The organism is Nonlabens sp., from assembly GCF_018401815.1.
In the GTDB taxonomy this organism is placed as follows: Bacteria; Bacteroidota; Bacteroidia; order Flavobacteriales; family Flavobacteriaceae; genus Nonlabens.
Window position 1 is genome coordinate 131,363 of sequence record NZ_JAGYKG010000004.1, and the last position, 11,714, is coordinate 143,076.

Genomic DNA, 11,714 nt, shown 5'->3' on the forward strand with positions numbered 1-11,714 from the left:
TGTCATTTTATCAAGGCGAAAGATAGCCATAAAAAAGCATGAGAAAAACCTTTGTGTAAGTAAAACAAGGCTGTATATTTGCACTGGGCAAGTCCTACACAACCAGCTCCTGCTGAACTCCTCCAGGGCGGGAACGCAGCAAAGGTAAGCGGTCGTAGCGGTGTGATGTAGGTAGCTTGCCTTTTTTTATACCCTTTAGCGAAATCTAATCCTTTGATTTAAAAGAGTTTATGAAAAAAGTAGTTCTAGTTACTGGCGGTTCCTCTGGTATAGGTAAATCCATTTCCTTATTTCTTCAAGAAAAAAATTATACTGTTTACGGTACCAGTAGAAATCCTTCTAATTACCCAGATAGCCCCATTCCATTGCTAGCACTTGATGTTCAAAATCAAGATTCTATCAATCTTGCCGTTAAAGAACTGATTCAGAAAGAAGGACAACTCGACATTTTAATCAATAATGCCGGAGTAGGAATTACAGGTCCTATGGAAGAAACACCCATTGATGAGGTCAAAAATACTATGGAAACTAATTTCTACGGTCCCTTACGACTGTTACAAGCGGTATTGCCTCAAATGAGGACTCAAAAAAGCGGACGAGTCATCAATATCACCAGTATTGCTGGTTATATGGGACTGCCTTATCGCGGTATTTACAGTGCGAGCAAAGGTGCTTTAGAAATTGCTACAGAAGCCTATCGCATGGAATGCGCGCATTTGAATATTCATTTTAGCAACGTGGCTCCAGGAGATTTTGCAACTAATATTGCTGCGGGTAGATTTCATGCACCTGTTGTATCAGGAAGTGATTATGAAGTAGGTTATGCGCATACGCTAAAGTTGATCGATGAACATGTGGACCACGGAAGTGACCCTATAGAAGTAGCGAATAAAATTTATGAAATACTCCAACTAAAAAACCCCGGAATACACTATAAAGTAGGTAGCTTTTTACAAAAGTGTTCTATTGTTCTCAAGAAAATTCTTCCTGAGAAACGTTATGAAAAAATGTTGAAGAAACATTATGGTTTATAAGCGGCTCTTGAATTTGTTGCGGTAATGGATCTAGCGCATTATGGCCTTAATCCATACAAATAAAAACTAAACAGCAGCGGTGCTATCTCTAGGCATCCTTCTTGTGGTCTGAAGTAAAAGGTTCTAAAAGTTGTTCATGAAAAGCTTCAGGATAATTCTCGTCTCCTGGAAAGCCTAATTCTAACTCGGCTTGATGATAAGGAATGTGAGCAGTACCAAATAAGTAATCCCAAATACTTAGCGAAAGACCATAATTCACTCCATATTTTACTCCGTCAGGCAGTTTCTTGGCATGATGCCACAGGTGCATTTTAGGATTATTAAAGACGTATTTAAGTGGGCCATAATCCCAATCTAAATTGGCATGATTTAAATGACCTATAAATACGGCAATCATATGAATCACTATAAATTGATTGATACCAAAACCTATCATCGCTAGAGGTAAATATTGCAAACCTTTGTAAATAATAGTTTCCATAAAGTGAAACCTAAACTGCGCGGCAAAGCCCATTTCTTTAACGCTGTGGTGTACTTTATGAAACTCCCATAAAAAGGGAACCCGGTGCAGTAACCTGTGAATGTTCCATTGAATAAAATCGGCGATGACAAACATGATCAGCAACTGGGTCCAAAAAGGAAAAGTACTTACCTCGATAGCGACTAGGTTGGTGACTCCTATAGCTGCCAGTCCATCGTTAAATAATTCTACAAATACATCAGAGACGGCATTGTATCCTACTAAGGAGAATAGAAAGAAATTAAAAAACAAATAAAATAAATCCAACCAGAAGTCTTTGCGTAAGACCTTTTGATTCTTTCGCCACGGCAACCAGATTTCTAAAACAAAGACCAATAAAGAAATAACCACGAGCCAGTAGAAATAATTGGTCCAGGACGGATGTATTAGTTCTCTCCAAAGGTAAGAAGCATATCCTTTAAAAGAATTGCTAAAAATTTCCAGGTACTTTTCCATGTATCTTATAGTCGTATTATGGAGGTAAAATTACCATTTAAATAAAAGGTACGATAACGTTGTATCATATTAGAAATCTATAATGATATAAAATCAGTAGCTTATTTTATTTTTACAACACAAAATTGAGTTTATGAGATCCTTTTTTTACTTCTTATTTTTTTTACTTCTAACGGCTTCTTGTAAAGAAAGTCTGATAGAAGAAGTCGTTTTTGATGAGCAGCCGGCATACTTTGACTGGAGCGCAGCAAACGTTTATTTTTTACTGACAGATCGATTTCATAATGGGGACAAGTCTAACGACAGCATCATCGACAGATCTAAAGAAACAGGAAAATTGCGCGGTTTTGAGGGAGGTGATTTTGCTGGAATTATTCAAAAAATAGAAGAGGGCTATTTCACTGATTTAGGAGTGAATGCCATTTGGTTAACTCCTATCTGGGAACAGATTCACGGAGGAGTAGATGAAGGTACTGGTTATTCCTATGCATTTCACGGCTATTGGGCAAAGGATTGGACTGCTGTAGAACCTTCTTATGGAACCTTAGAAGAGTTCAAAAAACTGGTGGATATAGCACATAAGAATCATATTAGAATCCTTCTCGATGTCGTGATCAATCATACGGGGCCAGTAACAGAGCAAGATCCTTTGTGGCCAGAGGAATGGGTGCGCACCGGACCTAGTTGTACATATCAAGATCAATCCACTGCGGTAACCTGCACACTGACTAATAATTTACCAGACATCAAAACAGAAAGCAGTCAAGAAGTAGCATTGCCACAGCATCTCGTTGAGAAATGGAAAAAGGAAGGAAGGTATGATCAAGAAGTAAAAGAATTAGATGCGTTTTTCACCTTTTCAGGATTGACAAGAACGCCAGTCAATTACCTCATTAAATGGGTAACCGATTATGCTAGAGAAACTGGTGTGGACGGTTTTAGAATTGATACGGTAAAACATGTGGAAGAATCGGTTTGGGCTACTTTTAACGAACAAGCAATACTCGCCTTTGAAGAATGGAAGAAAAATCATCCGGAACAAAGTTTTCACGATGATGCGTTTTTTATAGTAGGAGAATTGTACGGCTATGAAGCTAGTGGAGGAAGGGTATATCCGTTTTCAGACCAACAAGTAGATTACTTTGATGCGGGTTATGATGCGATGATCAACTTTGGATTTAAAAACCATGCTGTAGCAGACTACAAAGAGCTTTTTAAAAGATATGATGGTTTTAGAAAAAACCTACTCAACGAAAAACCAGGCAGTGGCGCTTATTTCATGAATTACATCAGCTCTCATGATGATGGGCAGCCCTTTGATGCTCATCGTGAAAAAGCAATGGAGTCGGCTGCTAAATTATTACTGACTCCAGGAATGACTCAAATATATTATGGTGATGAAATTGCTCGACCCCTAGTAGCAGAAGGCGCTGTAGGAGATGCCAATTTACGCACCGTGATGGACTGGGATCATTTGAATTTAGAAATCCTTACCCACTGGCAAAAGCTAGGGAAGTTTAGAAACCGTCATGTAGCAGTAGGTGCAGGAGATCACTTTTCATTAGAATATAAAGGTGCTGGAACACTTGCTGCTCGATTCTATGATAACAACGATCATCAAGATACCGTACTTATAGGTGCAGGATTAGCAGACGGGCTGCTAGAAATTCAAGTGGCTAAGGTCTTTCCAAAAGCCTCCCGATTGCGCAACGCTTATACAGAAAAGAAACTTCCGGTTGTCAATGGAAAAGTGACGGTGATGGTAGAGAATGGCGTAGTCTTGTTGGAAAAGTTGTAATAGCATTGAATGAAGTATTTACCACTTGTGAGAAGGGTTTTGGATAGTTATTTCCATTCTGTGTAGCAGGATTAAAAAAAGCAGTTGTTGATTTCTAGGATGTTGCGCTTTATTACTAATCATATTTTTTCTAGAATACAACCTCTTCACTACAATGGGTCGGATAGCGCAAAAATATTCCTGCAAATACCTATCTTTCAACCTCAATTAAAATTTAAAGATGAAATACGGTTACTACGCACTACTTTTATTTATTGTTATTAGTTGTAAAGAAATCGGTGTGGCCGATCAGTCCTTGGATGAGAATAATGCTCCAAATGAAATGGTACAGGACAAGATTCCAACACCTCAACTCCATTTGGAACAAGCAAACCGTCTTGCTGAACTCCCATTACATTGTTTAGAAACAGAATACCCTAATAAAATGGGGCATGTTACGGCCAGTCCTGAAGATCAAAAAAGGCCTACTGTACAACATCCAGTTTTTTATGGTTGTTTTGACTGGCACAGTGCCGTTCATGGATATTGGAGTGCCATCACTTTAATCAAGAATTTTCCAGAATTGGACCAACGAGAAGCCCTGCTTCAAAAAATCCAACGCAACCTTACCGAAGAGAATATACAAGTGGAGGTTGCGTATTTAAACACAAAAGGCAACACTAGCTTTGAACGCACTTATGGTTGGGCATGGTTGCTCAAATTACAACAAGAATTGGATTCATGGGATAGTGCAGAAGGGGAGAAACTTTCTCAAATGCTACAACCCTTATCTGATGTGGTAACAAAACGCTATGTGGAATACCTGCCTAAATTAAATTATGCCATACGAGTTGGCGAACATTCCAATACGGCTTTTGGGATGGCCTTTGCTTACGATTATGCAGTTCACGCCCAAAATGAAGCTTTAAAAACGACTATAGAAGCAAAGGCAAAGGAATTTTATCTTAAGGATACTGGTTGTCCTATTTCTTGGGAGCCTAGTGGTTACGACTTCCTCTCTCCTTGTCTGGAAGAGGTAGATATTATGAGAAGAATACTTCCTGCCGCTCTATTTCATTCATGGGTAAAAGACTTTTTACCAGAAATCGAAAAGGGCGTATTAGACATCGAGATAGGTAAAGTCTCGGACCGTACCGATGGGAAACTGGTTCACATCGATGGCTTAAACCTCAGTCGAGCTTGGGTGCTTTATGGACTTATAGCTCAGTATCCTCAATACAGCAATCTTACTGAAATTGCAGATGCACATATCACCAACACCTTACCTAACTTGGTAGCAGATGATTATGCCGGCGGACATTGGTTAGGGACTTTTGCGATCTACGCATTACAAAATGCCGAAAATGTTCCGTAATCTATTTAAAAATATAGGTCCGGCCACATTAATTGCGGCAGCATTTGTAGGTCCGGGAACGGTTACGATTTGTACACTTGCAGGGGCAAATTATGGTTACAGCCTTTTGTGGGCGCTAGTGCTTTCCATTTTTGCTACCATCATTTTACAAGAAATGGCGGCTCGTTTAGGATTGATCACTGGTAAAGGACTGCCAGAGATTTTAAGAAGTGCGATCTCTAACAAAATCATTAGAACAAGCCTGATTGTTTTAGTTCTTGCAGCCATTGCTGTTGGAAACGCAGCTTATGAAGCCGGAAATATAAGCGGTGGAGTTTTGGGATTGCAAACCATTTTTGGCGCGCACTGGTACTTCCCTTTGCTTTTAGGAACGATTGCTTTTGGTTTGCTTTTTTATGGCAATTATAAAGTATTGGAAAAAGTATTGATCACTATGGTAGTCCTTATGGGAGCTTCTTTTATAGCCACTGCTGCTGCGATAGGCCCCGATTTTAAAGAGGTCTTTCAAGGTCTTTTTACACCTCAAATAAATAGCGATAATATCCTGACTATAGTAGGATTGATAGGTACCACGGTGGTTCCTTATAACCTATTTCTTCACGCCTCTTTGGTCAGTGAAAAATGGAATTTGCCCAGCGATTTAAGTGCCGTACGAAAAGATACTGTGATCAGTGTGGCTCTAGGCGGATTGGTTTCTATGGCCATCATTATTGCAGCAACAGCATTACAAGGGACTGAAGTTGCTGGAGGAGCGGCGCTCGCCTCAGCACTAGAGCCAGTGTATGGATCCTGGGCGACTTATGTATTTTCTGTAGGTATTCTTGCGGCAGGAATCACCAGCGCGATTACAGCACCACTTGCTGCCGCTTATGTAGTAAAAGGTTGTTTGGGCTGGAAAGGAACCATGAAAAGCTGGTCGTTTAGAGGGGTGTGGATATTTATTCTCGTGATAGGTGTACTCTTTTCTAGTATAGGTTTGAAACCACTGGATATCATCACATTTGCTCAAATAGCAAACGGATTGTTACTTCCTATTATTGCTATTTTGTTACTTTGGCTGGTGAATCAGAAGTTATTAGGCAGCTTTCAAAATAAAATCTGGCAAAATATCATGGCGGTTATCGTCCTTCTTATTGCTGTCATTTTAGGAGTCAAAACACTTTTAAAAGTATTTGAATTTATATAACATGAAAAGCATCGATATCAATTGTGATCTAGGAGAAGGAATGGCAACTGACGAGCACATCATGTCATTTATCAGCTCCTGCAATATTGCCTGTGGCGGTCATTATGGCGATGGGAATTCGGTTAGAACAGCCTTGCAATTGGCTTTGAGTCATGGGGTAAAAGCAGGCGCGCACCCGTCTTTTGAAGATCAAGAGAATTTTGGTCGTGTGTTTAGGGATATTTCTAGGTCTCGCTTTCGCGAAAGCGTCACCCAACAAATGCAACTCTTTACACAAACGGCACAAGAAGTAGGAGTGGAGCTGCACCACATCAAAATGCATGGTGCTCTGTATCATGCCACCGCTTATCGAGAAGACTTTTCTGACTGGTTAGTAGAATGGATGAAGGAGGTTTACAGCGCGACCATTCTTTATGTGCCGCCGGAGTCCTTGTTAGAAAAAAAATGCGCGAAAAATAAAATTCCTTATATGCGAGAAGCCTTTGCAGACCGTTATTACGACGCACACGGAAAGCTAGTAGCCAGATCTTTGCCTAACGCAATGATTACCGATTATAAAATAGCAGCGCGACAAATAGCTGCATTGGTCAACGAGCAAAAAGTAACCTCTATAGCAGGTATTTCACATAGACTGGAAGTAGATACTATTTGTATACATGGAGATAATTTAGGATTGGCAAGCAGTTTAGAATACCTTGTCGAGCAACTAAAAACAGAAGGAATATACATTGCCTAAACATCAAATTACATATCACATATACAGTGAAAAGGCACTGTTGATTTCATGGGAGGAACAAACGCTGGACATAATTTCTAAACGAACCACTGCCGAACATCAGATTAAAAAACTCTTTAAAGAAGAAGTGTATATCAATCAAGGTGCCTATTCTCTTTTAGTGGTAACTGAACTGAAGATGGATCACCATGTGGTGATTGATCTAATTGATAAGCGCTTACAAAGTAAAAAGCTTTTAGAACCAACCACAAGCTTATGGAAGTTGCCTATTCTTTACGATATAGAAAAAAGTTTGACCGAAACTTTAAAACCTTCTTGCGATGTGAATGAAATCATTAGCATTCATAGTTCTTCCGTTTATGTGGTAGACTTTGTAGGGTTCTTACCTGGTTTCCCCTATTTGAAGGGGCTGGACAGTCGTTTGCAACTGCCTAGAAAAACAACCCCAGCTTTAAAAGTTGCAGCAGGATCTGTTGCTGTTTCTAATGAGTATTGCGGGATCTATCCGACTTCAAGTCCAGGAGGCTGGCACGTCTTAGGAAATTGTCCGCTGCCTTTTTTTGACATTCATAGAGTTGCTCCTAATTTGCTTCAAGCTGGAGATCAGGTGCAATTTTATGCAGTTTCACAAGAAGAACACGATCAACTTACTGCACAACTAGAGACGGGTAAAGTAGCACTAGAAAATTTTAAAAGCCATGCCTAGAATAACTATACTCCAAGCTGGTTTCTATGATTCTATTCAAGATAAAGGTAGAAAAAAACACCGTCATTTAGGAGTACCCTGCAGCGGTGCTATGGATCAAAAAGCAGCAGATTTAGCCAACTCTATATTGAATAATACGCTGGATGCTGCGGTGCTGGAGCTGGTTTTAAGTGGAGGAACTTATTTGTTTTCAACGCCTACTTGTATAGCAATTACTGGAGCAAAAGCTAAAGTGACGGTAAATGATATAGCGGTAGAGCAAAACAAGTTATTAGAAATAAAATCAGGAGAGGTATTAAAAATAGGAGCAGCCACAACAGGCAATTTTATGTATGTTGCTATAGGTGGTGGTTTTCAAACAGAAGAAGTATTGGGGAGTAAATCCTTTTATACAGGTATTACCTTAATGGGGAACTTACAAAAGGGTCATGATATAGATTATGCTCCATATACCGACCGCCAATTCACAAAGGCAAATTGGAAACCCGTGAGCCAGGAAAGTGCTTTAAGATGCTATGCAGGTGCAGAATTTCATTTGCTAGATAGAAAACAGCAAGAGAAATTACTGAATACTAGTTTTACTATTTCAAAAAATTGGAACCGCATGGCCTTCCAATTGGAAGAAAAAATCTACAATAGTCTGGAGCAATTAAAAAGCAGTCCAGTGCTTCCAGGAACTGTTCAACTTACGGCAAATGGTCAACTTATTGTATTGATGCGAGATGCTCCAACTACCGGAGGATATCCTCGAGTATTACAATTAGATGAGACTTCAATTTCCAGTGTTGCTCAAAAGAGAGTAGGAAGTCAAGTTGATTTTATAGTCCTATAAGTATTTACTAAGAGACAAGCCTTACGATGCTGCAGGACTTGTTGTGCTGTTATTGCTATGGGTTTCTTATTCCTGTTGGATGCTTTTTTATAAGGCAGCGTTCAATCTGGTAAATGTACCTAGATATGATAATGGAATCCAACCTAAATCTTAAGCATTAAAGTATGAGGAGAAACTGGTTTTTATACATAAAGGAGAAGAGGTAACTGATAAGGATATGAAAGATATGCCAGATGCTGACAATAATGCTGAAGACGAAGCTTAGCACCTTTCCTCAGTTAAGGTGATAGGGCGTACGTACACGAGGTATTTCTTCTATTTATAAAAGGGTACTTTTTTGTTGATTATCAGGTTTTTTGTTTTCTACCTTGATCAGAAGAGCATGCCTGACTGGATTCTTACTAAAATGGAACTATCTAAATAGAGCTGGTACCAAGCGGGGTTTCCATTCAAAAACTCCTGTTAATTCAGCTTTTATTAAGAAAAAGACCACACTTTTATTTGTATCTTAAAATAAAAAATGAGTAAAAAAAACCTTAGCCAAAGAGAAGCAAGAGAAAAATTTTTAGAACTTTCTAGAACTATTAAAACGGCCATGATGTTAACGGATTTAGGAAAAGTACCTATTCATACCATACCTATGGGATCTAAAGAAATACTCGATAATGGGGATGTGATCTTCTTCAGCAAGTCCACCAGTGAGCACAATGCCAATATTGAAAAAAACAATCAGACACAACTAATTTTTAGCGATGTAAAATCTAAAGAATTCTTAAGCGTTTATGGAACAACACTTATATCTAAAAACAAAGACTTAATTGATAAGTACTATGATAATTTAGATGCCAACTGGTTTGAAAGTAAAAATGATCCTACCTTAACGGTACTGATTTTTAGTCCGCAAAAGGGACATTACTGGGATAATAAAACCAATGCTCTTATTACTTTGGCAAAATTAGCTTACACAAAAGTAACTGGCCACGAGACAGAAGTTGGAGTCTCTGGTAGTCTGAAAATGTAAATCATAACAGCCGCATGAAATGAAGAATTTAAAAGTAATGATGAAAAATATCTTTTAAATAGAAAAAAGACGATCCTCAGATCGATTTCCTTTGTGGGTTCTAGTGAAAAGTGAAAAGTGAGGTTGCTATCAAAAGAGTTGGTAATACTTCAGTAAATATCTTCAAGGTCGTTAACTAGCCAGCGGTTGATCATAGACCACATGTTGCTCTCCGTATTTTTTTAGATAGGAGCGTATGATCTGATTGGTATGGTAATTTGCAGCCTTGCGATCGATGTAGTCCTCACAATCCTCCATAGTAGCTATAGAAGCATATTGATCTACAAATCCATAACCTTGATACTCTCCGTCTTTAACCATGATAAAACAAGCTTCTTCAGCTGTGCGACCTGGTTGTTTAATGAGGTAATTAGAGTTTTGATGGTGCAACGCAGTGATCGCTTGAGTCGCTCTGATATTATAGAGCGCTACCAGTTCTTCTTTTTTACAAACGCCTTTACAATTTTTGAGTTTGTAGTGAGCTGAACAATCTAAAGGAGTTTTAAAACTGCAATATCGCGGACAGAGATTAAAGTCTGCACAGAGTTGCTCTAATTCTTCTACCGCATGGGATCTATCGTAATGAGTGACTACCGAACAGTCATAGGACTTGACCAATCCTACGGCAAATTGAATCACTCCTATTTGGTTTTTGTAATGTAGGATTTGATAAGCAGCTCTTGGTTTCTTCTGGGCACTATTGAATTTGGGGTAGTATTGTTTGATGAGATCTGCTTCTTGTAATAAGGCGACCAATTCATTACCCGTAGGAATGTGTTCTATATGGAAGATCTCTTGACACATCAGATAAGACTTGCTCGTTTTAGAATAAAAATGAGACAGCACCCGTTTTTTAATATTGATGGCCTTACCTACGTAAATGACCTTTTGAGCCTGATTTTTAAACACATATACTCCAGGAGTGTCTGGCAACTCATCAAAAAGAGACCGGTTTAAATGCGGTGGAAAAGTTCCTTCTTTATTACTTCCTTTTAGAAATTTGGTACACACTTCCCCATCTTGATCTATTTCTAGCAATCTTTGAAATAAAGTCACGGTAGCATCGGTATCCCCTTCGGCACGATGTCTATTTTCTAGCGAGATGCCCAAAGAATGGCACAATTTTCCTAAACTATAGGAATTCATTCCTGGAATCAATTCTCTTGAAAGTCGAACGGTACATAACTTTTTACGTTGAAAATCATAACCTAAACGTTGGAATTCGTTACGTATAATATGGTAATCAAAGTTGACATTATGCGCTACAAAAATGCAGTCGCGTGTCATGCGTTCAATTTCTTCAGCCACTTCAGAAAACAAAGGAGCCGCAGCGACCATTTCATTATCAATCCCGGTTAAACCAGTAATAAAATCGGGAATCCAACTCTCAGGATCAATAAGACTTGTGAATTTTTCAATCACCTTGCTTCCCAGCATGCGCACTATACAGATCTCTGTCATGCGGTTATTACTTATTCTATTGCCCGTAGTCTCTACATCGATGACACTGTAATACTGTTCTTTAAAATTCACTAATTGATTTTATATGGAAATGTTCCAAAATTATGGAATAATTCCTAATAAAAGAGTACTATTCTTATTTTTAACAGCGTTTGTTTTTATGGCGCTTTCGCGAAAGCGGAATTCTATATTTTGGGCACTCATGCAATTTTTTGTTTTAATTACTGCAACTGCTAAAAGAGCTTCTGACAATTGTATATGGTTTAAAAAAACAGTATGAATTTTTGAAGTGATTCCCAATACCATTTGGAGCGGCCTTGATCAACGAGTTGAGATATTTTAAATGAGTAAATACAGCCATTTGTATTGCTTTTACAAAAACGAACTAAACCAACTAGAAAAATCAACCTTTTTAAAGGCTCGGGATTTTTTTTATTCATTCTTAATGATTGATCAAAAAATAGACACTAAAAATTTGTAGATTTACCCTATGATTCGTGAGACTGCATTTGACCGAGCAAATGTAATTCTTCAAAGCCCCCTAAATAAAGCGTTTGAGACTAAATGTTTT

The 11,714-nt window shown here is 38.6% G+C and carries 11 protein-coding genes and 1 other RNA gene; 9 read left to right on the top strand and 3 right to left on the bottom strand.

Annotated elements, in window-relative coordinates; all coding sequences use genetic code 11:
- The first annotated feature begins 85 nt into the window (after positions 1-85).
- Together ffs and KG732_RS09040 are read left to right on the top strand one after the other, a co-directional pair.
- An RNA gene (gene ffs / locus KG732_RS09035) (signal recognition particle sRNA small type) lies at positions 86-185 on the top strand.
- Between the two features lie 45 nt (positions 186-230).
- Positions 231-1,034, top strand: a complete 804-nt coding sequence (locus tag KG732_RS09040) for an SDR family oxidoreductase (RefSeq protein ID WP_213522728.1) — start codon at positions 231-233, stop codon at positions 1,032-1,034.
- An 88-nt stretch (positions 1,035-1,122) separates the two neighbouring features.
- Here KG732_RS09040 and KG732_RS09045 read toward each other — a convergent pair whose 3' ends face one another.
- Entirely contained in the window at positions 1,123-2,010 is an 888-nt protein-coding gene (locus KG732_RS09045) for a sterol desaturase family protein (protein WP_213522730.1), read from the bottom strand.
- A gap of 133 nt (positions 2,011-2,143) precedes the next feature.
- Between KG732_RS09045 and KG732_RS09050 the strand changes: the two genes are divergently transcribed.
- The 7 genes from KG732_RS09050 (at position 2,144) to KG732_RS09080 (ending at position 9,643) form a co-directional block, all read left to right on the top strand.
- A complete protein-coding gene (locus tag KG732_RS09050; protein ID WP_213522732.1) occupies positions 2,144-3,808 on the top strand; it encodes an alpha-amylase family glycosyl hydrolase in 1,665 nt (554 codons plus the stop codon).
- A gap of 220 nt (positions 3,809-4,028) precedes the next feature.
- A complete protein-coding gene (locus KG732_RS09055) occupies positions 4,029-5,162 on the top strand; it encodes a DUF2891 domain-containing protein (protein WP_213522734.1) in 1,134 nt (377 codons plus the stop codon).
- The gene (locus KG732_RS09060) at positions 5,152-6,348 is read left to right on the top strand and encodes an Nramp family divalent metal transporter (RefSeq protein ID WP_213522736.1); all 1,197 of its coding nucleotides are present in this window, start codon (positions 5,152-5,154) and stop codon (positions 6,346-6,348) included. Before KG732_RS09055 ends, KG732_RS09060 begins: the two co-directional genes overlap by 11 nt.
- 1 nt (position 6,349) lies before the next feature.
- Entirely contained in the window at positions 6,350-7,084 is a 735-nt protein-coding gene (locus KG732_RS09065) for a LamB/YcsF family protein (protein WP_213522744.1), read from the top strand.
- On the top strand, positions 7,077-7,790 hold the full coding sequence (locus tag KG732_RS09070; protein ID WP_213522746.1) for a carboxyltransferase domain-containing protein: 714 nt from the start codon (positions 7,077-7,079) through the stop codon (positions 7,788-7,790). The genes KG732_RS09065 and KG732_RS09070 overlap by 8 nt, the downstream gene beginning before the upstream one ends.
- On the top strand, positions 7,783-8,622 hold the full coding sequence (locus tag KG732_RS09075) for a biotin-dependent carboxyltransferase family protein (protein ID WP_213522749.1): 840 nt from the start codon (positions 7,783-7,785) through the stop codon (positions 8,620-8,622). The genes KG732_RS09070 and KG732_RS09075 overlap by 8 nt, the downstream gene beginning before the upstream one ends.
- A 520-nt stretch (positions 8,623-9,142) precedes the next feature.
- Positions 9,143-9,643 (top strand): pyridoxamine 5'-phosphate oxidase family protein, encoded by a 501-nt coding sequence (locus KG732_RS09080; protein ID WP_213522751.1) that lies wholly within the window; start codon positions 9,143-9,145, stop codon positions 9,641-9,643.
- A gap of 171 nt (positions 9,644-9,814) precedes the next feature.
- Here KG732_RS09080 and KG732_RS09085 read toward each other — a convergent pair whose 3' ends face one another.
- Entirely contained in the window at positions 9,815-11,215 is a 1,401-nt protein-coding gene (locus tag KG732_RS09085) for an exonuclease domain-containing protein (RefSeq protein WP_367271497.1), read from the bottom strand.
- Between the two features lie 30 nt (positions 11,216-11,245).
- Positions 11,246-11,395, bottom strand: coding sequence for a hypothetical protein (locus KG732_RS09090; protein ID WP_213522752.1), 150 nt, complete (start codon positions 11,393-11,395; stop codon positions 11,246-11,248).
- Positions 11,396-11,714 lie beyond the last annotated feature (319 nt).

Bases quoted from the DNA above. Each gene is read 5' to 3' on its own strand.
- KG732_RS09040 (WP_213522728.1), top strand. From the start codon at position 231: ATGAAAAAAGTAGTTCTAGTTACTGGCGGTTCCTCTGGTATAGGTAAA.
- KG732_RS09045 (WP_213522730.1), bottom strand. From the start codon at position 2,010: ATGGAAAAGTACCTGGAAATTTTTAGCAATTCTTTTAAAGGATATGCT.
- KG732_RS09050 (WP_213522732.1), top strand. From the start codon at position 2,144: ATGAGATCCTTTTTTTACTTCTTATTTTTTTTACTTCTAACGGCTTCT.
- KG732_RS09055 (WP_213522734.1), top strand. From the start codon at position 4,029: ATGAAATACGGTTACTACGCACTACTTTTATTTATTGTTATTAGTTGT.
- KG732_RS09060 (WP_213522736.1), top strand. From the start codon at position 5,152: ATGTTCCGTAATCTATTTAAAAATATAGGTCCGGCCACATTAATTGCG.
- KG732_RS09065 (WP_213522744.1), top strand. From the start codon at position 6,350: ATGAAAAGCATCGATATCAATTGTGATCTAGGAGAAGGAATGGCAACT.
- KG732_RS09075 (WP_213522749.1), top strand. From the start codon at position 7,783: ATGCCTAGAATAACTATACTCCAAGCTGGTTTCTATGATTCTATTCAA.
- KG732_RS09080 (WP_213522751.1), top strand. From the start codon at position 9,143: ATGAGTAAAAAAAACCTTAGCCAAAGAGAAGCAAGAGAAAAATTTTTA.